General features: G+C 72.8%; 23 protein-coding genes. 13 read left to right on the forward strand and 10 right to left on the reverse strand.

Going from position 1 to position 24,326, the window contains the following annotated elements; all coding sequences use genetic code 11:
• Positions 1-119: 119 nt before the first annotated feature.
• The 5 genes from araD to IH48_RS0105130 form a co-directional block, all read right to left on the reverse strand.
• Positions 120-1,838, reverse strand: a complete 1,719-nt coding sequence (gene araD, locus IH48_RS0105110) for an L-arabinonate dehydratase (protein WP_030899665.1) — start codon at positions 1,836-1,838, stop codon at positions 120-122.
• 20 nt (positions 1,839-1,858) lie between these two features.
• The gene (locus IH48_RS0105115) at positions 1,859-2,779 is read right to left on the reverse strand and encodes a dihydrodipicolinate synthase family protein (protein WP_030899666.1); all 921 of its coding nucleotides are present in this window, start codon (positions 2,777-2,779) and stop codon (positions 1,859-1,861) included.
• A 219-nt stretch (positions 2,780-2,998) separates the two neighbouring features.
• Positions 2,999-3,433: a hypothetical protein gene (locus IH48_RS0105120; RefSeq protein WP_030899668.1), complete on the reverse strand. Its 435-nt coding sequence runs from the start codon at positions 3,431-3,433 to the stop codon at positions 2,999-3,001.
• Between the two features lie 77 nt (positions 3,434-3,510).
• Positions 3,511-3,882 (reverse strand): cupin domain-containing protein, encoded by a 372-nt coding sequence (locus IH48_RS0105125; protein ID WP_030899670.1) that lies wholly within the window; start codon positions 3,880-3,882, stop codon positions 3,511-3,513.
• Positions 3,883-3,964: 82 nt separating this feature from the next.
• Positions 3,965-4,636: a helix-turn-helix transcriptional regulator gene (locus IH48_RS0105130; protein ID WP_030899671.1), complete on the reverse strand. Its 672-nt coding sequence runs from the start codon at positions 4,634-4,636 to the stop codon at positions 3,965-3,967.
• Positions 4,637-4,741: 105 nt separating this feature from the next.
• Between IH48_RS0105130 and IH48_RS0105135 the strand changes: the two genes are divergently transcribed.
• The 4 genes from IH48_RS0105135 to IH48_RS0105150 all read left to right on the forward strand — a co-directional run bounded on the left by IH48_RS0105135 (position 4,742) and on the right by IH48_RS0105150 (position 8,174).
• Positions 4,742-5,473 (forward strand): DUF2249 domain-containing protein, encoded by a 732-nt coding sequence (locus IH48_RS0105135; protein WP_030899672.1) that lies wholly within the window; start codon positions 4,742-4,744, stop codon positions 5,471-5,473.
• On the forward strand, positions 5,466-5,855 hold the full coding sequence (locus IH48_RS0105140) for a hypothetical protein (RefSeq protein ID WP_030899674.1): 390 nt from the start codon (positions 5,466-5,468) through the stop codon (positions 5,853-5,855). Before IH48_RS0105135 ends, IH48_RS0105140 begins: the two co-directional genes overlap by 8 nt.
• A 187-nt stretch (positions 5,856-6,042) precedes the next feature.
• The gene (locus IH48_RS0105145; protein WP_030899676.1) at positions 6,043-7,464 is read left to right on the forward strand and encodes a PepSY-associated TM helix domain-containing protein; all 1,422 of its coding nucleotides are present in this window, start codon (positions 6,043-6,045) and stop codon (positions 7,462-7,464) included.
• On the forward strand, positions 7,461-8,174 hold the full coding sequence (locus IH48_RS0105150) for a DUF5134 domain-containing protein (protein WP_030899678.1): 714 nt from the start codon (positions 7,461-7,463) through the stop codon (positions 8,172-8,174). Before IH48_RS0105145 ends, IH48_RS0105150 begins: the two co-directional genes overlap by 4 nt.
• A 60-nt stretch (positions 8,175-8,234) precedes the next feature.
• Here IH48_RS0105150 and IH48_RS0105155 read toward each other — a convergent pair whose 3' ends face one another.
• Together IH48_RS0105155 and IH48_RS0105160 are read right to left on the reverse strand one after the other, a co-directional pair.
• On the reverse strand, positions 8,235-8,843 hold the full coding sequence (locus IH48_RS0105155) for a sigma-70 family RNA polymerase sigma factor (RefSeq protein ID WP_030899680.1): 609 nt from the start codon (positions 8,841-8,843) through the stop codon (positions 8,235-8,237).
• A 137-nt stretch (positions 8,844-8,980) separates the two neighbouring features.
• Positions 8,981-9,775 (reverse strand): hypothetical protein, encoded by a 795-nt coding sequence (locus tag IH48_RS0105160; RefSeq protein WP_030899682.1) that lies wholly within the window; start codon positions 9,773-9,775, stop codon positions 8,981-8,983.
• Between the two features lie 188 nt (positions 9,776-9,963).
• On the opposite strand from IH48_RS0105160, the gene IH48_RS0105165 reads away from it, so the two are divergent.
• The 3 genes from IH48_RS0105165 to IH48_RS0105175 are packed head-to-tail and all read left to right on the forward strand — an operon-like array spanning position 9,964 to position 13,060.
• Complete coding sequence (locus IH48_RS0105165; RefSeq protein ID WP_037841046.1) at positions 9,964-10,200, forward strand: hypothetical protein; 237 nt, start codon at positions 9,964-9,966, stop codon at positions 10,198-10,200.
• Entirely contained in the window at positions 10,200-12,542 is a 2,343-nt protein-coding gene (locus IH48_RS0105170; protein ID WP_051839184.1) for a heavy metal translocating P-type ATPase, read from the forward strand. Before IH48_RS0105165 ends, IH48_RS0105170 begins: the two co-directional genes overlap by 1 nt.
• Positions 12,539-13,060, forward strand: coding sequence for a copper chaperone PCu(A)C (locus IH48_RS0105175; protein WP_030899687.1), 522 nt, complete (start codon positions 12,539-12,541; stop codon positions 13,058-13,060). Before IH48_RS0105170 ends, IH48_RS0105175 begins: the two co-directional genes overlap by 4 nt.
• Before the next feature lie 20 nt (positions 13,061-13,080).
• Here the strand turns inward: IH48_RS0105175 and IH48_RS0105180 are convergent, their stop codons facing one another.
• Positions 13,081-14,445: a family 43 glycosylhydrolase gene (locus IH48_RS0105180; protein WP_030899688.1), complete on the reverse strand. Its 1,365-nt coding sequence runs from the start codon at positions 14,443-14,445 to the stop codon at positions 13,081-13,083.
• Positions 14,446-14,836: 391 nt separating this feature from the next.
• On the opposite strand from IH48_RS0105180, the gene IH48_RS0105185 reads away from it, so the two are divergent.
• From IH48_RS0105185 to IH48_RS0105210, 6 genes are read left to right on the forward strand one after another with little or no spacing between them, the layout of a single operon-like run.
• On the forward strand, positions 14,837-16,120 hold the full coding sequence (locus tag IH48_RS0105185; protein ID WP_030899689.1) for an ROK family transcriptional regulator: 1,284 nt from the start codon (positions 14,837-14,839) through the stop codon (positions 16,118-16,120).
• Complete coding sequence (locus tag IH48_RS0105190; protein ID WP_030899691.1) at positions 16,107-16,964, forward strand: ABC transporter permease; 858 nt, start codon at positions 16,107-16,109, stop codon at positions 16,962-16,964. Before IH48_RS0105185 ends, IH48_RS0105190 begins: the two co-directional genes overlap by 14 nt.
• Positions 16,961-17,764 (forward strand): ABC transporter ATP-binding protein, encoded by an 804-nt coding sequence (locus IH48_RS0105195; protein ID WP_107059242.1) that lies wholly within the window; start codon positions 16,961-16,963, stop codon positions 17,762-17,764. The genes IH48_RS0105190 and IH48_RS0105195 overlap by 4 nt, the downstream gene beginning before the upstream one ends.
• A 21-nt stretch (positions 17,765-17,785) precedes the next feature.
• Positions 17,786-18,787 (forward strand): aliphatic sulfonate ABC transporter substrate-binding protein, encoded by a 1,002-nt coding sequence (locus IH48_RS0105200; protein WP_030899693.1) that lies wholly within the window; start codon positions 17,786-17,788, stop codon positions 18,785-18,787.
• Positions 18,784-20,292: a sulfatase-like hydrolase/transferase gene (locus tag IH48_RS0105205; protein WP_078849497.1), complete on the forward strand. Its 1,509-nt coding sequence runs from the start codon at positions 18,784-18,786 to the stop codon at positions 20,290-20,292. Before IH48_RS0105200 ends, IH48_RS0105205 begins: the two co-directional genes overlap by 4 nt.
• A 46-nt stretch (positions 20,293-20,338) precedes the next feature.
• Entirely contained in the window at positions 20,339-21,316 is a 978-nt protein-coding gene (locus IH48_RS0105210; protein ID WP_030899697.1) for a formylglycine-generating enzyme family protein, read from the forward strand.
• An 11-nt stretch (positions 21,317-21,327) separates the two neighbouring features.
• On the opposite strand, the gene IH48_RS0105215 is transcribed toward IH48_RS0105210, so the two are convergent.
• Both IH48_RS0105215 and IH48_RS0105220 read right to left on the reverse strand, forming a co-directional pair.
• Positions 21,328-22,308 carry a helix-turn-helix domain-containing protein gene (locus tag IH48_RS0105215; protein ID WP_030899699.1) on the reverse strand — a complete coding sequence of 327 codons (981 nt, stop codon included), beginning with the start codon at positions 22,306-22,308 and terminating at the stop codon, positions 21,328-21,330.
• 90 nt (positions 22,309-22,398) lie between these two features.
• Positions 22,399-24,156, reverse strand: coding sequence for a putative Ig domain-containing protein (locus IH48_RS0105220; protein ID WP_051839186.1), 1,758 nt, complete (start codon positions 24,154-24,156; stop codon positions 22,399-22,401).
• Between the last annotated feature and the right edge of the window lie 170 nt (positions 24,157-24,326).

Below are 24,326 nucleotides of genomic sequence, written 5' to 3' on the forward strand. Positions count from 1 at the left end.
CCTCGTGCGGCCAGAGATCTCATATACGATGTGCGGGACGGTAGGGTGTCGCGGATGCGTGGTCAAGAGGCTGCGCAGCAGCGGATGATCGTGGTGAACTCCCGCCGCCGGCGGGCGTGTCAGCCCGCGTAGGGGTCGGGGACCTCGCCCGGGCGTGACAGGAAGGCGAAGTCGCAGCCGGCGTCCGCCTGGGTGATCTGCTCCTGGTACAGGGCTCCGTATCCGCGGCCGTAGCGCGGGCCCGGGGCCTGCCAGGCGGCCCTTCGGTCCGCCAGCTCCTCGTCGTCGACCTCAAGGCGCAGGGTGCGCGCCTGCACGTCCAGTGTGACCAGGTCCCCGGTGCGGACGAGCGCGAGCGGGCCGCCGACGTACGACTCCGGTGCGACGTGCAGCACGCACGCCCCGTAGGACGTTCCGCTCATCCGCGCGTCGGAGATCCGCACCATGTCCCGCACCCCCTGTTCGAGCAGGTACTTCGGGATGGGCAGCATCCCGTACTCCGGCATGCCGGGGCCGCCGAGCGGTCCCGCGCCGCGCAGGACGAGCACCGAGTCCGCGGTGACGCCGAGGGACGGGTCGTCGATGGTCTTCTGCATCTGCCGGTAGTCGTCGAAGACCACGGCGGGCCCGGTGTGTTTGAGCAGGTGCGGCTCGGCCGCTATGTGTTTGACGACCGCGCCGTCAGGGGCCAGGTTGCCGCGCAGTACGGCGATGCCGCCCTCCGCCGCGAGCGCGTTGTCCGGCGGCCTTATGACGTCGTCGTCGTGGACGAGGGCGCCGTCGAGCTGCTCGCGCAGTGTGGCGTGCGTGACGGTGGGACGGTCGAGGTCGAGCCGGTCGCCAAGGCGGCCGAGCAGGCCGGGCAGGCCACCCGCGTAGTGGAAGTCCTCCATCAGGTAGGCGCCGCCCGGGCGGACGTTGGCGAGCACCGGCGTGGAGCGCGCGATCGCGTCGAAGTCGTCGAGGGTGAGCCGCACACCCGAGCGCCCGGCCATGGCGATCAGGTGGATGACGGCGTTGGTGGAGCCGCCCAGGGCGATCACGGTGGTGACGGCGTTCTCGAAGGAGCCACGGGTGAGGAAGCGCGAAAGCCGCTGGTCCTGCCAGACGAGGTCGACCACGCGGCGGCCCGCGGCCGCGGCCATGCGGTGGTGCCCCGAGTCGACGGCCGGGATGGACGACGCGCCGGGGATCGTGAGGCCGAGCGCCTCGGCGGCGGCCGTCATGGTGGACGCGGTGCCCATCGTCATGCACGTACCGGGGGAGCGGGCGAGACCGCACTCCAGTTCGCCCAGCTCGCGGTCGCCTATCAGCCCGGCGCGCCGGTCGTCCCAGTACTTCCACATGTCGGTGCCCGAGCCGAGCGTCTCGCCGCGCCAGTGGCCGCGCAGCATGGGGCCCGCGGGGACGAAGACCGCGGGCAGGTCCACGCTCGCCGCGCCCATCAGCAGGGCGGGCGTGGTCTTGTCGCAGCCGCCCATCAGCACCGCGCCGTCGACCGGGTAGGAACGCAGCAGTTCCTCGGTCTCCATGGCGAGCAGGTTCCGGTAGAGCATCGGTGTCGGCTTCTGGAAGGTCTCGGAGAGCGTCGCCACCGGGAACTCCAGCGGGAAGCCGCCGGCCTGCCAGACGCCGCGCTTGACCGCCTCGGCCCGTTCGCGCAGGTGCATGTGGCAGGGGTTGATGTCGCTCCACGTGTTGAGGATCGCGATCACCGGCTTGCCGAGGTGCTCCTCCGGCAGGTAGCCGAGCTGCCGGGTGCGGGCGCGGTGGCTGAACGACCGCAGCCCCTCGGTGCCGTACCACTGGTGGCTGCGCAGCTGCTCGGGCGTCTTCACGCACGGCCCTTCGGACGGCGTCACGCGTCCGCCCCCCACGTCTTGATGGCCGCGGCGACGAGCTCCCTGCGCTCCGGTGGCAGCACGCGGCTCGGCGGGCGCACGTCGCGGCCGCAAAGACCCATCAGGTGCAGCGCCTCCTTCACCACACTGACGTTGTCGGCACTGGAGTCCTGGGCGCGCAGCTCCTCGAAGTCGCGTACCCGCGCCCACAGTTCCATCGCGGCGGCGAAGTCCCCTCCGCGCAGCGCCGACAGCATGGCCAGCGAGAGTGCGGGGGCGACGTTGACGAGCCCCGAGGTGAAGCCGGTCGCGCCGGAGGCGAAGTAGCCGGGGGCGTACAGCTCGGCGAGACCCGCGACCCACACGAAGCGGTCGAGGCCGGCGTCGCGGGCGACGGCGGCGAAGCGCGCGGCGTCCGGCACGGCGTACTTCACGCCGATCACGTTCGGGCACAGCTCGCCGAGCCTGGCCAGCTCCGCCCCGGTGATCCGCGGGTCCCGCACGTAGGGGACGACGCCGAGTTCGGGTACGGCCCGGGCGATCGCGCGGTGGTAGTCGACCCATCCGCCGCGGGAGACGTAGGGGTGGACGGGCTGGTGGACCATCACCATGTGGGCGCCCGACTCGCGGGCGTGCTCGGCCGCGGCGACGGCGGTCGGGGTGTCCATGCCGACACCGGCGATGATCTGCGCCTCGCTGCCCGCCTCCGCGGCGGTGATCTCGACAACGGCACGGCGCTCCGCCGGCTCGAGCGCGTAGAACTCGCCGGTGTTGCCGTTCGGGACGAGCGTGGTGACGCCCGCGTCGAGCAGTCTGCGCAGCAGCGCCCGGTAGGCGTCCTCGTCCAGACCGCCGCCGGCGGAGGTGAACGGTGTGACCGGGACCGCCACCACGTCAGCGAGCGCGGCCCGCTGTGTGCCGTGTTCGTGCACGTTCATCACTGGCCTCCGCGGGAGAGGCACGCCCCGTGAAGGGACGTCATGTGCCCCCGGGGGACGTACCGTGTCTCATATACGATCCCACCTTTCAGCGCCCGGCAGGCTCCCGTCAATACCCGGGAACGCACGGTTGCTACAGGGGTTTTCGGGACAATGGTGGATGACGAACCGTATATGAGGCCTCCGGCCCGCGTGCGCAGGGTCGGCTTCCGGGTGGGCTCAGCCGGACAGAACGGTGCAGCCGAGCGCGATCAGCGCCGCCACCTTCACGACCTCGAGACCCACGTAGTAGAGGTGGGCGCGGGAGCGGTGCAGCGCCGGATCCTCGCCGGCGAGCACGGCGTCGGAGCGCCGGTTCAGACCCGGGCGGACGACGGCGAGCTGCGCGGCGAGCACCGCCGCGGCGACGGCGGTGCTCACGATGACCGCCACCGGGGGTGCGCTGGCGGCGACGGTGATGATCACCGCCAGCGCCAGGACGGCCTCGGAGAGGTTGAGGGCACGGAAGACCCTGCGGCCGATGCCGAGGCCGATCGGGATCGTCACCCCGGGGGCCCCGAACTTCAACGGCGCCTCGAGGAAGGAGATCGCCAGCACCATGCCGAGCCAGACGAAGGTGACGGCGCTTGCTATGCCCGCTGACAGGGTGATCATCGGAGCTGTTCGTACTTTCTTTCTTGTAGGAGAGCGGGAAAGGGGGCCGGCGAACGCGGCCGGCCCCGGCGCTCGGGCTACTGATCGAGCGGCCAGGCCGCCAGCCGGGACGCGAACTCCGGCGGGGAGGCCACGACCATCAACGACACCGTGTCCGTACCGGGGTTGGCGAGACTGACCCGTTCGCCCGTGTCGATGTGCGCGGCCGCGCCAGGGGTCAGGGTGTGCAGCTCCGTGCCGTGCCGCAGCTCCACCGGGCCCGAGAGGGGGATCAGGACGATCTGGGAGGGCCCGTGGTCGTGCTCCGGCATTCCACCGCCCGCCGGGATCTCCACGTGGACGACCGCGACACGGTCGGACGTCGTGGTGTCCATGAGCGGTGCCGCGACGGGGCCGCCCGGAATGGGGGCGCGTCGGCGCTGGGTGGAACCGCTGTCGGCGACATGCATGGAGTGCTCCTGAGTGGTCGATCGGACGTGCGGGCCGCAGGTGTGCGGGCGCGGGATCACGGGGTTGGGGGCCGGGGCGGCGCTATGCGGCCCCGGTGGCCGTCAGGTGTGCCAGGCACGCGTCGGGCTCGGCGAACGGTTCGAGGCGAGTGGCCTCCACGGGCGCGCGCAGTTCCGCCAACGCGCCCTGCATCAGGCCCAGGTGGAGCGGGCACACGACCTCGCCGTACTCCTCGGCCAGTTCGAGGAAGGGGCAGTGGCGCAACCGGACGTCCGGTGCCGCGACGTCGCCGACCGGCTGCGGGTCGAAGCCCAGATCGGCCAGCATCGCGTTGAGCCGGCCGACCGCCTCCCGCGCCGACGGGCGGCGGGGAGGCGGCAGCTGCTCGACCAGGTAGCGCCCCCAGGCCTGTCCCGCATCCGTGGCCGCGGCCTTGGCCCCGGATCCGGTCGAGGCCAGCTGGCCGAGCAGGACTCGGGCGAGCAGGCGGTAGCGACGCGCCCCTCCGCGGTCCATTCCGCGCCGCCCGACATGGACGGTGCGAGGCCGCCCGGGCCCTGACGGCTGCTCCACCATCCGTTCGACGCGGCCCTCGGCCACGAGCGCGTCGAGGTGGAAGCGGACCGTGTTGGGGTGGACGGCGAGCCGGTCGGCGACGTCCGCGACACCCAGCGGGGCGTCGGCGTCGCGCACGGCGTCCAGTACGGCCTGGCGGCGCGGGGAGAGGCGCTGCCACTCGTCGTCATGGCTCACGCTGCGCTCCTCACACCGGCGGTCGGTTTCTCCAAATGGTACATGTAATAATCGTCGCTGCGAGAGTCAGGTACGAAGAGAGTCAGGGACGGAAGGAGCTCCGAGGTGGCACCGTCATCCGAGATCTACATTGACGCGACAGAGACCGACCCGGGTGTGCGGGCACGGGCAGAGGTCCACGACGTGCACGAGCGGCTGCGCGCCGAACTCGCCGGCTTCACGGAGCCGGCGAAGGACGGGAGTTCCGGCGCCCCCGTGGACGCGGCCCTGGTCGCCTTCTGCACCGGTGAGCTGCGCCGGTACCTGGCGGCCGCAGACCAGACGCTGTACGCGGCTGCCTCGGGCGCGGCCGAGACACGCCTGCTCGTCCGGGCCCTGCGCGGCGGCTCCGCGGCACTCGACGCGCGCATCGGCGCGCTGGCCGCCTTCCCCGACGCTGCCGCCGCGGTCGAGGCCGCGCGGGCGGTGGAAGCGGTCCTGGCCGTCCACCTGGCGGCGGAGGAGACCGTCCTGCTGCCCGCGCTCGCGGCCATGCCGGGGGCCGACCTGCCCACCCTCGTCGCCGACCTGCGTACCCTGCTCGACGGCGGTTCGCTCGACGCGCCCGAGGTGATCGACGTGCGCGAGATCCGGCACGGACAGCGCCATCCGCGGATCTTCGCCCGCTACGCACGCCTCGCCCCCGGCGAGTCCTTCACCCTCGTCAACAACCACGACCCCAAGCCGCTGCGCCGCGAGTTCGAGGCCACGCACCCGGGCGCCCACACCTGGGACTACGTCGAATCCGGCCCCGAGGTGTGGCGGGTACGGATCGGCAAGGCGTCCACGGATGCCTGACCAGCACCCCGAGCCCACCGCGGCGCCGGCGCCCGCCCTCCTCTGCGACGTCCACGCCCTCACGGCGCGACCGCAGGCGCCCGCGGGCGCGCTGTGGAAGCTCGCCGAGTCCGGACGTCAACTCGACGCCAACGTCATTCACCTGGTGGGGGACCAGCACATCGAGACCCACGCCGAGCCCGACCTCGACGTGCTCCTGCTCGTCATCGCGGGCCACGGGAGCCTGGACGCGCCCGACGGCACCGTGCGGCTGGCCCCCGGAGCGTTGTGCTGGCTGCCGCACGGCTCGTCCCGCAGCGTCACCGCGGGCGCGGAGGGCCTGGACTACATGACCGTCCACCGGCGCAGGCCCGGGATGCGGATCGGCCGGCGGCCGGACTGACGGCAGCCCGGCGCTCGCCACATGGGACGTGGGCGCCGGGTGAGTGGGACGGCGGGCCTCGGGAGTTCCCCGCGGGCGGCATGGCGATCGTCACGTCCGCCCGGGGGATCGGCCCGCCCGGGGCGCGCGACTTCCTGGGGGAGTCCGGCGGAGGCGCCGGTGTGCCCCTCAGGGAAGGTTCCCCAACGTGACAAGTGATCTCGCGGCGGCGTCCCCGGCGCCGCCGGAGGCGGCCGGGCGCCGGGGCGCGGCTCCCGGCCCCGTGCCCGGCCCCGAACCCGGCGGGGTGGGTGCCTGGCGGTGTGTGCGCCCACTGCTGATGCGCCTGCACTTCTACGTGGGCGTCTGCATCGGCCCGTTCCTGATCGTCGCCGCGGTCACCGGGCTCGCGTACACGACGACGCCGCAGCTCGAACACATAATCTATCGGCACGAGTTGACGGTTGCCCCGGCCGGGAGTCCGCGCCCCGTGGCGGACCAGGTGCGCGCCGCGGGTGAGGCCGTGCCGAACGGCACTCTCGAGTCCGTGGAGCCGGCGGCCACGGCCACCTCGTCCACCCGGGTCGCGTTCACCGTCCCCGGCCTGCCCGACGGCGACACCACCACCGCCTTCGTCGACCCGTACGACGACACGGTGCTCGGCACCTTGCGCACCAACGGGGACTGGCTCCCGGTGCGTGCCTGGCTCGACAGCCTCCACCGCAACCTGCACCTCGGCGACATCGGCCGCAACTACAGTGAGTTCGCTGCGAGTTGGCTGTGGGTCGAGGTGCTCGGCGGCCTGGCCCTCCGGCTCGGGTCGCCACGGCGCGCCCGGCGGCTGCGGCACACCCTGCTGCCGCGGTCCGGCGGCGGCCGCCGGCGCACGGTGTCCTGGCACGGCGCCATCGGGCTGTGGGTGTCGGTGGGGTTGCTCGCGCTGTCCGCGACGGGCCTGACCTGGTCGGCACATGCCGGAGCGAGCATCGGGAAGGTGCAGGACTCCCTGAAGGGCGGCACCCCGTCCGTGTCGACCGCCCTCCCCCAACGGCAGGGCACAGCACCGGCCACCGGCACGCGCGATGTCGGCATCGACGCCGCGATCGGCGCGGGACACCGGGCGGGTCTTGCGGGCCCGTTGCTGGTCACGCCGCCCGCGAAGCCCGGGGTCGCGTACGTCGTCAAGGAGAACAAGAGGTCGTGGCCCGAGGGCCAGGACTCCGTCGCCGTCGATCCCGCGACGGGGGCGGTGACGGCGCATCTGCGCTTCGCCGACTACCCCGTACTCGCCAAGCTGACCCGGTGGGGCATCGACGCCCACATGGGCCTGCTGTTCGGACTCGCCAACCAGATCGTGCTCGCCGTGCTCGCGGTGTGCCTGATCGCCATGGTGCTGCTCGGATACCGGATGTGGTGGCGGCGCAGGCCGACCAGGACTCGGAAACCCGTGTTCGGCCGCCCTCCGTCGCGCGGGGCGTGGCGCAGGCTGCCAGGCAGTGTGCTCGCCCCGGTCGCGGTGGCGGTGTGCGTGCTCGGGTACTACCTGCCGCTGTTCGGCATCCCGCTCGCACTGTTCCTCTGCGCCGACCTCGTCGCCGGTGCCGTACAGCGAAGGAGGGTGGCGCTGTGATTGCGGCCACCGGACTGAAGTGGCTGATGACGGCCCTGTTCGCCGCCATCGCCGCGTACGCGGCCTGGCGCGTGGCCGCCGGCCCGCGCACTGCAGGGGCGCACGGGCACCGTGCCACCGACCGGGTCGCGCACGCCCTGCACGCCGTGATGGCGGTCGCGATGGCCGTGATGGTGTGGCCGGCCGGGATGCGCGTGCCGGCCGTCCCCCAGGTGGTGTTCTTCGTTCTGGCGGCCGCCTGGTTCCCGGCGGTTCCTCTTGCGCGTGCCTGGCTCGTACGGGCTCCGCGGGGCGGCCTGGCCCGGGGGCTCGGCCACGCCCTGCCGCACGCGCTGGCGATGGGCGCGATGGCCTGGATGGCCGCCGCGATGGCGGGCGGTCCGATGCCGGGCGCGGGCGGCGCGGGGGACGCGATGGCGGACATGCCGGGGATGGACATGTCCGCCCCCGGCAGCACCGCCACGATGACGCTGCGGGGACCGGACGCCACCGTGGCCTGGCTGCTCGCCCTGGCCTTCCTCGTCCTCGCCCTGTGGTGGCTGGCCAGGGGCTTCGACGGGGCGCGTCTCGCGCCCCGCACGGCGGGCGGGCCCGCACTGCCCGCCGCGGCGCCCCCGGCGGCTGCCCGCCAGGGGCTGGCCGCATACGACCTGTGCTGCCACGGTGCGATGGCGCTCGGCATGGCGGTCATGCTGGCCGTTCTGGCCTGACGGATCGCAGGGCCGCACGGTGGCCTCCGTCCCCAGGACCCGGGGACGGAGGCCACTCGTTCATGCCGCGGTGCCGGACGCCGCCGCCTCCTCTCCGCCCGCCCCGTCGAGCACCATCACGGCCAGTGACCTGCGCGCCCTGGCGACCCGTGAGCGCACCGTCCCCACGGGGCAGGCGCACACCAGTGCGGCCTCCTCGTAGGGCAGGCCGAGCACCTGCGTCAACAGGAACGCCCTGCGCCGCTCCTCGGACAGCGCGCCGAGCAGTTCACGCAGGACGACGCGGTCCTCGACGGGGAAGAGCGGGCCGTCCTGGGCCTGTTCGGCGACGAGCTGCCAGTCGTCGCGGTCGGCGAGCCGCGGGCGCGACCCGGCGCGGCGGATGGAGTCGGCGACGACGCGCCGCGCGATGGTCAGCATCCACGTGCGGACGGACGAGCGCCCCTCGAAGCGGCTGAGGCTGCCGAGCGCCCGCAGGAACGTGTCCTGGGTCAGGTCGTCGGTGGCCTGGGGATCGTCGGCGAGGTACGCGACGTAGCGCCGGATGTCACGGTGCACGGCGCGCACCAAGTGGTCGACGGCGTCGTGGTCGCCGTCGCGCGCTGCCAGGGCCCAAGCGGTCATCGATGCGTCGCTCGGCCTCGGGGGCGCGTGGAGAGCAGGAGTCATCGGTCTGCTTCCTTCGCGGAGTTCCGCGGCGGCCGCGGGTGCGCACGCGCGCCGCACCGCCGCCACGGTGAGGGGACCGCCGTGCGGGCACGGCGGGATGCCCGGGCCGCGGGGCGCGGTCCCGGGACGGCCTGCTGTCAGACGACAGCGGACGCGGCCGGCGGGCCCCTCGTGATGACGCAGTGTGTGAGCAGCAGCCGCCGCGGCCGGCGCACGCCGTGGTCGCGGGGGAGCGCGGGCAGGGGCCGCCGCGGTGTCGCGGCGCGGTGCGGGACGGGCAGGACGAGCGGGGCGCGGAACCACTGGGCCAGGACGCGCAGGAGGCGGAACGCCGCACGCTCGCCGTGGGCGAGCCACAGGCCGCACGCCAGCGCGGCCAGCAGGTGCGCGGCGAGCATGCCCGTCCCCGACATGCCGTGCGGCAGGAGACCCATCGCCGCGTGTCCGTGCTGGCCGCCCCGCATGCCTCCCATGCCGCCCATGCCCGCCATCGCGCCTGGGTCCGCCATCGAGCCCATCCCGGGCGGCGGGGCCGACGGATGGGCGCCGAGGCCGGCACTCACGGTGACGCGAGTCGCTTCGCGCAGCGTCAGGGAGTGCGCGTCAGGGCCGCAGATCAGGGAGCGCGCCCACTGGACGGTGAAGGACGGCGGCCGCGGCCCCGCGGCCGCCGCGGTGGCCGACTGGGCCAGGGTGAAGCAGGTGTGCAGGGCGGCCTGCACCGCCACGGTGAAGGCCACGACCCATGGCGCCGACCGCTCCCGGCCCGCGCAGGACCATGCGGCGAGCGCCGTGCCGCAGGCGCCACCGGCCAGGGCCCACCAGGGCAGTGCCATGCCGGACATCAGCTCGTGGCCGATGGCGCCGAGTAGCACGCAGACGGCCGCGAACACAGCGGCCCTCAGCGCTCGCACTCCGCGTTCGGCAGGCATGGTGCCCCTCATGGTGTCACCCGCGGCCCGGGGCCGGTGCGCCCGGGTTGTGGCGCCCGTCGACGCGTAGACGCGGGAACCCGGCGCGCCTCCCGTACGACTACTGATGCGGAACGGGACCCGCGTGATGCCGAAGGGGACCCGCGGTCCGGCTTTCCCAACCTCCGCACGCTTCCCAGGAATCACTTGTGACGACCCCCCTCCTTCCCGCACCGGCAGCACGCCGCCGCGCAGCGGGCGCACCTCTCTTCGGGCTCCTCCCGCTGCTCGGGCTCGCCGTCCTGCTGGCCGCCGTCTTCACCGTGGCGTACGCGGTCGGCTCCGCCGCCGGGCCCGCCGCCCCCGGCCTGCACCGCACCGGGAGCGGCGGAGGGGCCACGGGTACCGGCGGCCCCGGCAGCATGTCCGGCATGGGCGGCATGTGATGGCCCATGACACCGCCGGCGCGACCAGGCCGGCCACAACGGACCTGACGGTGACCGGGATGACGTGCGCGGCCTGCGTGGCGCGCGTCGAGAAGCGGCTCGCACGCATCGACGGCGTGAGCGCGACCGTCAACCTCGCGACCGGCACCGCCCGCGTGCACCACGGCGCCGGCGTGACGCCCGGGGACCTGATCGCGGCCGTCGAACGCGCGGGCTACCAGGCCGAGGTACGCCGGCGCCCGAACGACGGGACACACGAGTCGTACGGCGGCGCCGGCACGCAGGCGGACGACGAGGAGCGTGCCGCACGCACCCGGCTCCTGCTGACGGCGCTGCTCGCCGTCCCCGTACTCGTGCTGTCCATGGTGACCGGGCTGCAGTTCCGCGACTGGCAGTGGTTCTCCTTCGCCCTTGCCGCGCCCGTCGCCACCTGGGGTGCCTGGCCCTTCCACCGGCGCGCGCTGCGCGGACTGCGCCACTCGGCCGCCACCATGGACACGCTCGTGTCCCTCGGCGTCGCCGCCTCTTTCGGCTGGTCCGTGTACGCGCTGTTCGCCGGGGGCGCCGGTGAGCCGGGCATGCGCATGCCCTTCTCGCTCGCGCCCGCCACGGACCCGGGCGCTCCGGGCATCTACCTGGAGGCCGCGGTCGGCGTCCCGCTGTTCGTGCTGCTTGGACGGGCCCTTGAGGGGCGCGCCAGGCGGGGCACGGGCGCCGCGCTGCGTGCGCTCGCCACCATGACCGTCAAGGAGGCGAGCGTCCTCGACGACCGGGGACGCGAACACCGCGCCGCCGCGGAAACCCTGCGGGTGGGCGACCTGTTCGCCGTGCGTCCCGGCGAACGCGTCGCCACGGACGGAGTGGTGACGCAGGGGCGCAGCGCCGTCGACCTCTCCCTCGTGACGGGCGAGAGCGAGCCCGTCGAGGTCGGGCCGGGCGACGCCGTGACCGGCGCCGCGGTCAACGCCGGCGGCCGCCTCGTCGTGCGGGCCACCGCGGTCGGCGAGGACACCCGGCTCGCCCGTATCGCCCGGCTGGTGGCCGACGCCCAGGCGGGCAAGGCGCGCGCGCAGCGCGTGGCGGACGGCGTCGCCGGGGTGTTCGTGCCCACCGTCGTCGCGCTCGCCGTCACCGTCGTCGGGTTCTGGCTCGGCGCGGGCGCGTCCCCGCACGCCGCGGTGACATCGGCCGTCGCCGTCCTGGTGGTCGCCTGCCCGTGCGCGCTCGGACTCGCCACCCCGACGGCCCTGCTCGCGGCGACCGGGCGCGGCGCCGGGCTCGGCGTCCTCGTCTCGGGCCCACGCGCGCTCGAAACGCTGCGGCGCGTCGACACGGTGGTGCTCGACAAGACGGGCACCCTCACGACCGGCCGCATGTCGGTCCTTTCGGTGACGGCCGACCCGGCGGGTTGCGGAGAGCTGGTCGCGCTGCGCCTGGCGGGAGCCGTCGAGCACGCCTCGCAGCACCCGGTGGGACGGGCCGTCACCGCTCACGCACGCCGCCGGCCGGCCGGGGCCGAACTCCCGACGGTCACGGACTTCGCCGCCGCCGCGGGCTCGGGCGTGCGCGGCACGGTCGAGGGCCGCCGCGTGGTGGTGCGCAGCGCGGCGGGCGACCTGCCGGAGGAACTCGCGCGAGCGCGGGACGCGGCGTCCTCCCGCGCGCACACGGCCGTGGTCGCCGTCGTGGACGAGCGTCCCGAACTGCTCATCGAGATCGGGGACATGCTGCGGCCCTCCGCCTACCGCGCCGTCGAGCGGCTGCGCCGCCTCGGCCTTTCCGTCGTCCTCGCCACGGGAGACGGGCAGGGCCCGGCGCGCGCCGTCGCAGGCCGGCTGCGCGTCACCGAGGTGCACGCGTGTCAGAGCCCCGAGGACAAGGCGCGGCTCGTGGGGGACATGCGCGGGCGCGGGCAGCGTGTCGCCGTGGTCGGTGACGGCGTCAACGACACGGCCGCGCTGGCCGCCGCCGACCTCGGCATCGCCATGGGCGGCGGCACGGACGCGGCCATCGGCGCCGCCGACGTGACACTCGTGCGCGAGGACGGCATCGAGGCCCTGGTGGACGCCGTCCTGCTGGCCAGGCGGACGATGACGACCGTGCGGGGCAACCTGCTGTGGGCCTTCGGGTACAACGCGGTCACCCTGCCGCTTGCCGCCCTCGGGCTGCTCGCTCCGATGATCGCGGCTGCCGCCATGTCCGCCAGTTCCGTCCTCGTCGTCGCGTCAAGCCTGCGCCTGCGCACCTGGCGGCCCGGGCCGCGCCGAACACCCCGTGCCGCGCTGGGGCCACGCGCGCACGCCGGCCGGGGGAGCGCGGCCGGACGCGGGGGCGCGCGATGAGCGACGCGAACCGGCCCCGGGCGCTGCCCGCCGTGGACGGGGCCCGGGCGGCGGCGCGCGGACTGCGTGCCCTCGCGGTCCCCGTCCTGTGCTGCGCGCTCGCGCTCCTCGGCCTCACCGCGTGGTCGAGGAGCGGTCACGCGGCGAGGCCCAGCCACGTGACCGTCTCCCGAGGCACCGTCTACCGGCCGCTGCTCGGCGCGCGGACCACCGCCGCTTTCTTCCGGATCGAGAACACGGGACCCACAAACGACACACTCACCTCGGTGACGTCGGCCGCCACAGGACCGGCCGTCCTCGCCAGGACGGTGACCGCGCACCACGCCGGGACCATGAGCATGGGCGTCACCCTCCCCGTCCCCGCGCACGGCACGGTCCGCATGCACGCCTACGACCAGGACGTCATGGTCCGGCTGCGGCGCCCCCTACGCCTGGGCCAACACATCCCGTTCGTCCTGCACTTCGCGTACGCGGGGGACGTCAGGGCCGACGCCGTGGTGATCCGCCTGGGCGGCTGAACCTCGCGTCCGCCGGTACGTCAGCGCTTCCCGCGCTCCACGTAAAGGCGGCCGTCCGGCCGCCCGGTCCACTCCAGCCGCACGACCCCGGCCGCGGCGCCGTCGTCGACGCGTGACGGATTGGACCAGTAGCCGGCGTTGGGGTTGCGGAAGAACGTCGACCAGAGGCCGCCGTGGTGGTCCTCGAAGATGTTGTTGTGTCCGGTGCCGACACCCATGGTCCAGCGCTCGGAGTACGGGCCCTCGAACCTGTCCGAGACGGCGACGACCGCGTCGTACTGGAACTGCGTGTGCCCCGCTCCGCCGGTGTCGTAGGCCTGCCGCACCGTGCCGTCGGCGTTGACGGACGTCCAGTCCCACGCGCTCTGGACGAGGTAGTACTTGCCGCCGTACTTGAACATGTACACCCCCTCGCGGTACGGCTCGGGCGAGTACGGGTGCTGCTGGAACGTGGGAAGGCCGGTGTTGGGAACGATGTCCTCCATGTCGTCCCTGAACTTGGCGTACAGGTCGTTGTGGAGCACGAGCCAGGCGTCGTCGCCCTCGGAGTACATGCTGCCGTCGATGTGGTGGTAGGCGCCGGGCTTGATGAACTTCGGGCCGCCGATGAACGAGTCGCCGAAGGGCTTGTCGACGTTGCCCTCGATGAGCCGGTAGGGGCCTTCGACGCCGCCGTCGCTCACCAGCATGAAGGAGCCGACCAGCTGGGAGTGGTCGCCCATGCAGGCGACGATGTACCAGGTGTCGCGGAAGCGGTGGATCTCGGGGGCCCAGACCTCGCCGCGCTTGCCGAACTGGTCGTCGTGCCAGTACTCCTGCCACGGGGCGACGACGGTGCGCCCGGCCTTGTTCTCGTCGGTGAACTCGGGCGACCACACCTTGCCGCGCTCCGCGCCCGGCCGGATCCCCGTCGTGTCGGCGAGGTGCCACGGGCCCTCGATGGAGCGGGCGGTCCATACGAAGATGCCGTCGTTCCAGGGGGCGGCGGCGGTGAGTCCCGGCACGCGGGTGGTGCCCGTGGCCACGTAGAGCGGACGGCCGTCGACGCGGAAGCAGTTGACGTAGAAGTCCCGCATCCAGACGCGGCCGAGTTCCTCGTCGCGTGGCCGCAACTGGAGGGGCAGGATCAAGGAGTTGTCGTCGCGGGGCCACAGGTCGAGCCGGGTGTCGGCGAGGCTGTAGGGCTCGGGGTCGGGCCAGTTGGACAGATGGCGGCCCTTCGAGGCGCCTTTGGACGCGACCGCCCCGGACGGTGCGCCGGACGCGCTGCCGGCCGACGCGGGCGCGGCCTGCGCCGCGGCGGTGGGCAGCGCCACGGCCGCTCCCACGCCCGCCATACCTGCCAGCAGGGCGCGCCGGCGGAACCCGCTCTCTGTGCTGCTCATCAGTCACGTTCTCCTTTGTCGTCAGGAACGCCGATGCCCGGGAGCACCGGCAGCTGGGACAGGTGGGGGCAGTCCCTGGTCGGCACGGCGCACAGCATGTGTACGGCTCTCCATTTCCGTCAACACACCGGACGAAAAATCCGTGGCATCCAGCATCTCGAACCTCCGGTGCACCAGAGTGTTTCCGCAGGTCCCGCGAGATGCGGATGGTCCGGACGACTGTGTCACGATTGGATAACGGGCGAGGTTGGGACCGAACTTGACGCCCTGAGAGGTCCGGTGGTGCGGGGACAGTCCCGCCTCGGCCCGCCCCGGAGCGCCGCCGCACTGTTTCACGCTTTTTTCTGTCGGAGTGTTGACGGAATTTCCCGGCCTCCCTACGTTGACCGGCATGCAGTTGCCCACCGGAGTGCACGTACTGGTCAGGCGCACCCACGAGGACCGCGTGATGCGTGCCTTGCAGGAGAACGGCGCCATGAGCCGCGGCGAGATCGCCCGGGTCGTCGGCCTGTCGCGCACCACGCTTTCCGAGATCACCGGCAGCCTCCTCCAGCGGGGCGCCATCGTCGTCGTGGACACCGACGCCTCACGGCGCGCGGGCAGCGGGCGGCCGGCCGAACGGCTGGCGCTCGACCCGGCGTCGGCGCAGTTCATGGGCGTCGACTTCGGCCACCGGCGCGTCCACGTCGTCATCGCCGACGCCTCGCACGAGGTCATGGCGTCCGACGCCGTGCGCTACGACGGTGCGGCGTCCTGGGGGACGCGCACCGATCTCGCGCTCGGTCTCGTCGACCGGCTGAGCGCCGAGTCGGGCATCCACTTCGGCGCCATCCAGGGCATCGGCATCGGCGTGCCCGGGCCCTACCCGGCCCCGGACGGGCCCGCCGGTTCCGCCGGTCCGCGCGCCGCCTCGGGGGCGCCCGTGCTCCGCCCGGCGCCCGAAGGCGTCGACGTGGCCTTCGCCGAACGGTTCGACGCGCCGGTCATCGTCGACAACAACACCCGCCTCGCCGCACTCGCCGAGGCGATCAGCGGCCCCGACAGCGTCGCCGACCTCGTGTACGTGCGCCTTTCCGACGGCGTCGGCGGCGGGCTCGTCGTCGGCGGCCAGTTGGTCACGGGCTCGGCAGGGCTCGCGGGCGAGCTCGGGCACGTCACGGTGGAACCGGCCGGCCGGCCGTGCCGGTGCGGCAAGCGCGGCTGCCTGGAGACGGTGGCCTCCGTGCCCGGGATCCTCGCCGCCTGCTGGCAGTTCGGCCTCCAGCTGGAGAACCTCCAGGACCTCGCCGCGGCCGTGGCCGCCGCGCACCCGGTCGCCGACCGGGTGCTGCGCGAGGCGGCCGCCGCGCTGGGGCGCGTCATCGGAGCGGCGACGATGACCCTCAACCCCGCCAAGGTCGTCATCGGCGGCGAGATCACCCGGCTCGCGCCCGTCCTCGTGGAACAGGTCGCCGCCACGCTCGCCGCCGAACTCTTCCCGGTCGCGTCGGCCGGCCCCGTCGTCGAGGCGGCGCGGCTGTCGGACGACGACGGCGCCATCGGAGCCCTCGCCGCGGTCTTCCACAACTCCCCCCTCCTCGCGGGCTATCCGGAGAGCACCGACGTGAAGGAGGGGACCGATGCCCCCGACGCACCCAACTCCACCACCGAAGGAGCCGCCCATGTCCGTCCTTGACAAGCAGGGCGCCAAAGCCACAGCCGAGGAGGCGCCCGCGGCGGCCACCGCCTCCGACGCCGGGCAGGGTGCCGGGAACGCACCGCGGCCGCGGCCGCGCAAGAGCGCGCTGTTCCTCACCCTGAACGCCCTGTCCATCGCGCTGGGCATCGGGCTGTGGTGGGCCCTGGCAGCCGCAGGACTCAAACTGCCGACGCCGCCCGAGGTCATCTCGAAGGCCGGGACGCTGATCGGCAACGGGACCTACGCCAAGGACGTGTCCGCGAGCCTGATGCGCGTGGTCGTCGGCTTCGCGCTCGGCACGGCCGTCGCCATCCCCGTGGGCTTCCTCATGGGCTGGTACCGCGTGCTGCGCAGTCTGATCGAGCCGTGGATCCAGTTCTTCAGGACCATCCCGCCGCTGGCCATCATCCCGCTGGCCATCGTGGTCATGGGCATCGGCGAGACGCCGAAGATCTTCGTCATCTTCCTGGCCTCGTTCCTCGCCTGCGTCATCTCGACCTTCCAGGGCGTGGTGAACGTCGACCGCACACTCATCAACGCCGCCCGGGTGCTCGGCGCCAAGGACACGACCATCTTCGCGCGTGTCGTGGTGCCCGCTTCCACACCGTTCATCCTCGTGGGCATGCGGGTGGGCCTCGGCTCGTCCTGGGCGACCCTGGTCGCCGCCGAACTGGTCGCCGCCCAGCAGGGCCTCGGCTACCGGATGCAGAACGCCGAGCTCTACTACGACCTCCCGACGATCTTCGTCGGCCTCATCTCGATCGGGATACTCGGTCTGCTCATGGACCGGCTCCTGCTCCTTGCGGAACGCAAGCTCACCGGATGGCAGGAGCGCCGATGACCAGCAACGCGGCCAAGATATCCGTCCAGGGCGTCACCAAGACCTTCGCGCTGGGACGCGACACGTTCACCGCGCTCGACAACCTCTCCCTCGACATCGCGGACAACGAGTTCGTCACCGTCGTCGGCCCCTCCGGATGCGGCAAGAGCACCCTGCTGAACATCCTCGCCGGCCTCGACGAGCCGACCACGGGACGCGCACTCGTCGACGGATCACCGGTGTCGGGGCCCGGGCCGGAACGCGGTGTGATCTTCCAGCAGTACGCCCTCTTTCCCTGGCTCACGGTCCGGCAGAACGTCGAGTTCGGCCTGCGCACCGCGGGCGTGCCCAAGGCAGAACGCCGAAAGCGCGCCGAGCACTTCATCGCCCTTGTGGGACTCGAACAATTCGCCGACGCGCTGCCCAAGACGCTCTCCGGCGGCATGCGGCAGCGGTGCGCCATCGCCCGCGCGTACGCCGTAGGCCCGTCGATCCTGCTGATGGACGAGCCGTTCGGCGCGCTCGACGCGCTCACCCGGGTCAAGCTGCAGGAACAGCTCCTCGACACCTGGAGCAAGGAGAAGCGCACCGTCCTGTTCATCACGCACGACGTCGACGAGGCCGTGTTCCTGGCGAACCGAGTGATCGTCATGGCCGCGCGGCCCGGCCGCATCTACGACGTCGTCGAGGTCGGCGCCGCAGCCCGCGACGAGGACTTCCGCCTCAGCCCGGAGTTCACCGCGCTGCGCAACCGCGTGTGGCACTCCGTCTACCACCAGGACGGCCGCACCGCCGCCCCGATGCCGTCCACGACCCACTGACCGATCCCGAAGGACACACCCATGCGACTCACGACCTCACACCGCGCGTTGGCCGCCGCGACAGCCTGCCTCACCGCCGGTGCCCTGCTGACCGCCTGCGGCGGCGACTCCTCCGGGGGCAAGGGCGGCGAGACGGTGCATGTCGGCTACATCGGCGACTTCAACGGCACCAGCCTGATCGCCATCGCCGACGCCAAGGGCATGTGGGCCAAGCACGGCCTCTCGGCCGACACGAAGGTCTTCACCAACGGGCCCCTGCAGATCCAGGCCCTCGGCGCCGGCAGCCTCGACCTCGGCTACATCGGCCCCGGCGCGATGTGGCTGCCCGCGGAGGGCAAGGCCAAGGTCGTCGCGATCAACACGCTCGGCGACGCCGACCGCGTCATCGCGCAGCCGGGCATCACCTCGATGAAGCAGCTCAAGGGCAAGACCGTCGCCGTGCCCGAGGGAACCTCGGGGGACATGATCCTCACCCTCGCCCTGAAGAACGCCGGCATGACGAAGAAGGACATCAAGACCGTCCCGATGGACCCGTCGACCATCGTCTCGGCGTTCTCGTCCAAGAAGGTCGACGCGGCCGGCTTCTGGTACCCGGCCGCCGCGACCATCAAGAAGCAGGTCCCGGACATGGTCGAGCTGGCCAAGGACTCCGACTTCTCCAAGCAGGTCGCCTTCCCGACGGCGTTCGTCGCGAGCAACCAGTTCGTCGCCAAGAAGCCCAAGGAGTCGAAGAAGGTGCTCGCCGTGCTGCGTGACGCGATCGCCTACCGCTCCGCGCACATGGACGAGGCCATCAAGCTCACCGCCGACAAGCTCTCCATCCCCGAGGACCAGGTGAAGGCGGACGCCTCCAACAACAAGGTGCTCAGCCTCGACAAGCTGGACACACTGACCAAGAACGGCACCATCGACAAGTGGCTGACGGGCCTGAACGACTACTTCGTCCAGGCGGGCAAGCTCAAGAAGCCCGTGGACCCGAAGACGTACTACACCGGCGACCTCTTCACCGGGGCCGGCAAGTGACGCCTGCCGCCCCCGCGGGCAAGAACATCCTCTTCCTCATGACCGACCAGCACCGTGCGGACACCCTCGGCTGCTACGGCAACCCGCTGGCGCGCACCCCGGTCCTCGACGAACTCGCCGCGACCGGCACCCGCTTCGACCGCTGGTACACACCCACCGCGATCTGCACACCCGCACGGGCCAGCCTGCTGACCGGGCAGGCCCCCTTCCGCCACAAACTGCTCGCCAACCGCGAGCGCAACGTCGGCTACATCGAGGACCTCGCCGACGACCAGTTCACCTTCTCCCGCGCACTGCGGGAGAAGGGCTACAACTGCGGCCTCATCGGCAAGTGGCACGCCGGAAACCGGCGCACCGCCGCCGACTACGGATTCGACGGGCCGGAACTGCCCGGCTGGCACAACCCGGTGGACAACCCCGACTACCTGGACTACCTCGCGCAGCGCGACCTGCCGCCCTACCGGATCAGCGACCGTATCCGCGGCGTCCTGCCCAACGGCGGCCCCGGCAACCTGCTCGCCGCGCGGCTGCACCAGCCGGTGGAGGCCACCTTCGAGCACTACCTGGCCACCCGCGCCATCGAGAGGCTGGAGCGGTACGCCGCCGACGCGCGCCAGCGCGAGCAGCCGTTCTTCCTCGCCCTGCACTTCTTCGGGCCGCACCTGCCGTACATACTCCCCGACGCGTACTTCGACATGTTCGATCCGGCGGACGTGGAACTGCCGGCGTCCATCGCGGAGACCTTCGACGGCAAACCGCCCGTGCAGCGCAACTACAGCGCGCACTGGACGTTCGACACCATGCCGATCGAGCAGACCCGCAAACTCATCGCGGTCTACTGGGGCTACGTGTCGCTGATCGACCGGGAGATCGGCCGGGTCATGGAGGCCATGGAGCGGCTCGGGCTCGTCGACGACACCGCGGTGTTCTTCACCTGCGACCACGGCGAGTTCACCGGCTCCCACCGGCTGCACGACAAGGGCCCCGCGATGTACGAGGACATCTACCGCACGCCCGGCCTGCTCCGCGTGCCGGGCGCGCCCGGCGGCGTCGTACGGCGGGAGTTCGTCTCCCTGCTCGACTGCACGGCGACCATCCTCGAACTGGCGGGGGTCGACCCCAAGCCCGCCGTCGACTCGCGCAGCCTGCTGCCGCTCGTCCAGGGCGAGGAGGTGGAGTGGGACGAGGACATCGTCTGCGAGTTCCACGGCCACCACTTCCCCTACCCGCAGCGGATGCTGCGCGAGGACCGGTACAAGCTCGTCGTCAACCCGGACTCCGTCAACGAGCTCTACGACCTGCACGACGACCCCGACGAGCTGCGCAACGTCTACGCGGACCCGGAGCACGCGGAGGTACGCTCACGGATGATGCGCCGGCTGTACGGCGTACTGCGCGAGCGCGGCGACAACTTCTACCACTGGATGACGTCGATGTACGACGTGGGAGAGGTGGAACACGACCCGACCCTCAGCGGACTCGACGAATCCACCTACCAGGCATAGCACACGGCGGCACGGGCGCCGGCACCGCGACCGAGGACCACGAACCATGACCAGCGAGCACCACCCCTGCTGCACCCCGGCCGCCGCACCGGCCGACCCCGCCGCGTCACACCAGGTGGCACGGCGGGGTCCGCAAACCACCGCCGGAGCGTTCTCCAAACGCGGGCAGGTACTGCTGGCCGGCGGCGAGTTCGCCATGGGCGACGGCTTCGGCGAGGGCTACCCCGCCGACGGCGAGACACCCGTCCACGCGGTGCGCCTCCCGTCGTTCCACATCGACGCGACCGCCGTCACCAACGCCAACTTCGCCACCTTCGTCAAGGCCACCGGCCACGTCACCGACGCGGAACGCTACGGCTCCTCCGCCGTCTTCCACCTCGCGGTCGACGCGCCGTCGTCCGACATCCTCGGCGGCGCGGCCGGAGCCCCCTGGTGGGTGAACGTGCGCGGCGCCCACTGGCGACGGCCCGACGGCGCACGCTCCGACACCAAGGGCCGCGACAACCACCCTGTCGTCCACGTCTCATGGAACGACGCCGCCGCCTACGCACGCTGGGCAGGCAAGCGCCTGCCCACCGAGGCCGAGTGGGAGTACGCGGCACGCGGCGGGCTGTCCGGCCGCCGCTACCCCTGGGGCGATGACCTCACCCCGGGCGGACGGTGGCGCTGCAACATCTGGCAGGGCCGGTTCCCCGACGTCAACACGGCCGAGGACGGCTACCTGACCACCGCGCCGGTCAAGGCCTACCGCCCCAACGGCTTCGGCCTGTGGAACACCTCGGGCAACGTGTGGGAGTGGTGCGGCGACTGGTTCTCGCCCTCCTACTACGCCGAGTCCGCCACCGACGCCCCGCAGGGCCCGCAGGCCGGGACGGCGCGGGTCATCCGCGGCGGCTCCTACCTGTGCCACGACTCCTACTGCAACCGCTACCGGGTAGCCGCACGCTCCTCCAACACCCCGGACTCCTCGTCGGGCAACATGGGCTTCCGCTGCGCCAACGACAGGGCGCCGGCCACCGGCTGAACCCCCGCCCGTCAGAGCCAGCCCCGTGCGGCTGCCTGGACGCCCGCCTGGAACCGGGTCGACGCGTCCAGCATCCGCACGATCTCCGCCACGCGCCGCTCCACGGTGCGCTCCGTGACGTCGAGGGCGCGGGCGATGCTGCGGTCCTTGGCACCGCTGGCCAGCAGGCGCAGGATGGCGAGGTCGCGCGGCGACAGCGGGTGCCCGCCGCCACTCGGGGCGTCTTCCGCGGACGCCCTGCCGACCGGGGTGGCCCGGTTCCACAGCGCCTCGAACGCGAGCTTCAGCGCGTCCAGCACGGGGGAGGGCCGCACCAGCAGGCGGGTGGCGGCGTCGTCGCCGGTGAAGCTGATCGGGACGACGGCCAGCTCGCCGTCGGCTATCAGCATCTTCATGCGGATGTCCGGCAGCGTCCGAGCCTGCTCACCCTCCGCGAGGTAGCGGTCGAGGAGCCTGAGCGTGCCGGGGGCCGCGAGCGTGGGTGCGTGGTAGATGCCGCGGTAGGCCACGCCCCGTGCCAGCGCCTGGAGCTCGTTGGTGTTGAGCGTGCCGGGTGAGAGGTAGGGCGGCGCGTCGATGATGCACACCTCGTGTCGGGCGCCGAGCTCAAGCCTGGTCAGCGTGCGCAGTACGGCGTCGGCGCCGTCCAGTACCTCGATGAGGTCGCCCGGCTGCGTGCCGGCGGCGACCTTGGCGCGCAGCGACAGCTCGCGGGCCTGGGCGCGCAGCTCGTCGAGCACCTGGTGGTGGTGGAGCACCAGCGAGTCGAGCGCGACCTCGGGCGGCGCGGCCACGTACCGCGCGGGGCGGCCGATCAGCCGGTTGGCGAGCCCGGCCGACGTCAGCCGGGAGAGCGCGGTGCGCACCCGCGGCGCCGTGAGGCCGAGGGCCCCGGCGATGCCGGGCACTGCCGCGTGGGCGTGGGACAGCAGGTGGAGGTAGACGTCGCTCTCCACCGGGCCGAGCCCGACCGGCTTCAGCAGATGGGTCATGGAGCGGCACCTTACGGCTTGGTACGCGGGACCGGGCGGGCCCGCGGCGGCCGCACGTTCGGGGCGTGCGTGCCGCCGCGGGTTCCCCGGTCAGATCCCCTGGTACACGACCCAGGAGAAGGTGGCCGAGCCGGAGGCGCCGTCGGCGTCCGCGGCCTTGACGGTGACGGAGTACGTGCCGGCCCGGGTCGGCGTGCCGGAGGCGGCGCCGGCGGAGCTCATGGTGATACCGGGCGGCAGGCCGGTGGCCGAGTAGGTCAGCGGCTCGTTGTCGCTGTCGGTGGCCCGCATCTGGAGCGGGAAGGCCTGGAAGCCGGTGAAGCCGACCTGCTGCCCCGGGTCGGTGACGGTGACCGTGCCGCCGCCGCCCGATCCCTTGACGGTCCAGGTGAACGATGCCGTGCCGGTCTTGCCCTTGCTGTCCTTGGCGGTGAGCGTGGCGCGGTAGGTGCCGGCCGTGGTGGGCGTCCCGCCGACCGTGCCCGTCGAGGAGGCGATCGACAGGCCGCCGGGCAGGCCGGAGGCGGACCAGGTGTACGGCGCGGTGCCGCCGGAGACCGAGTTCTTCAGCGGGGTGATCGCCGTACCGGCCGTGGCCGTCTGCGCACCCGGGTTCGTGACCTTGAGGTCGCCGGTCGGGGGCGGCTGGTTGCCGCCCGGGGTGAACGCGCCGACGCCCTCAGGCGTGCCGAGGCCGGTGGGGCCGTCCCAGCCGGTGCGCGCGGAGCAGATCGCCGAGCCGCAGTTGCCGTTGCTGCCCGAGGTGACGTCGTTGAGCTGATCGGTGTGCGCGTAGGGGTAGGAGGCCGGGTCGTCCTGCGCGCCCGGGGTGCCGGCGAGCGCGTACATGGCGGTGATCAGCGGGGTCGCCAGGCTGGTGCCGCCGTACTGCGCCCAGCCGCTCTGCCCGTAGGTGTCGTAGATCGCGAGACCCGTCTGCGGGTCGGCGACGGCGGACACGTCGGAGTTCGCCTCACCGCGGCAGCCGGTGTTCACGTCCGCCTGCCAGGACGACTGCGTCTCGTAGTCCGAGCAGCCGGATCCCGCGCCGCTCCACACGGACTCGCCCCAGCCCCGCGCGCTGGAGTCGCGGCGCAGCGAAGTACCGCCGACGGCAAGGGTGTTCGTGGCCGAGGCCGGGTACTGGGTACCGCCGCTGTAGCCGTTGTCGCCGGTGGCGAAGGCGAACAGCACGCCGGGTACGTCCCAGTGGCTGTCGCTCTGCGTCTGGCCGGAGCTCTCGGAGGAGCTGTAGGAGTTGGAGACGAACTTGGCGCCGAGACCCACCGCCTCGTCGACCGCGGTGTACAGGTTGTTGTCGTTGTTGTCGTCCGCCTCGACGAGGAGGATGTGGCACTGCGGGCAGGCCGCCGACACCGCGTCCAGGTCGAGCGATATCTCCGCCGACCAGCCGCTGTCGCCCTTCGGGTACGAGGTGCCGCCGCGCTGGTTCACCTTGCTGAAGCAGCCGTTGTCCGTCGTGCAGGCCGGCAGGCCGTACTGGCTGCGGTACGTGGCCAGGTCCGACTCGGCGTTGGGGTCGTCGTAGGCGTCGACGATCGCCACCGTGGCGCCCTTGCCCGCCTGGGGCAGGTCGTAGGCGGCCTGGATGTCCGAGGGGCCGTAGCCCGACGGCGCCGACTTCTGCAGGCCCTTGCGGCCCCGCACACTGGTGAGCCGCTCCGCCCAGCAGTTGGCGTGGCCCGCCTGCGGGGTGGCGCAGGCGGCCGGCTGGATCGACGGCTCGCTCGCCGACGCGCTCGCGGGCAGGAGGGCGAGCCCCGAGGTGGCCGTCGTCAGCGCGACGGTCGCGAAGCCGGCCAGCCTGGGTATGAGTCTGCGCTTCATGATGTCCTCTCCATGGGGGGTGCCGGGAGTTGTCGGTACGGTGGCGCCGCTTGGGGAGGCGGGCGCCACCGGACCGGCCCCATCGGCGGTGGGCGGACGGCACCCTAGGCCCGTCGCAGGGCATCCCACAGCGGAGGGATCCGACAACGTCGGGAACCCGACAGCGAATT

It is taken from the genome of Streptomyces sp. NRRL F-5126 (genome assembly GCF_000721265.1).
Lineage (GTDB): Bacteria > Actinomycetota > Actinomycetes > Streptomycetales > Streptomycetaceae > Streptomyces.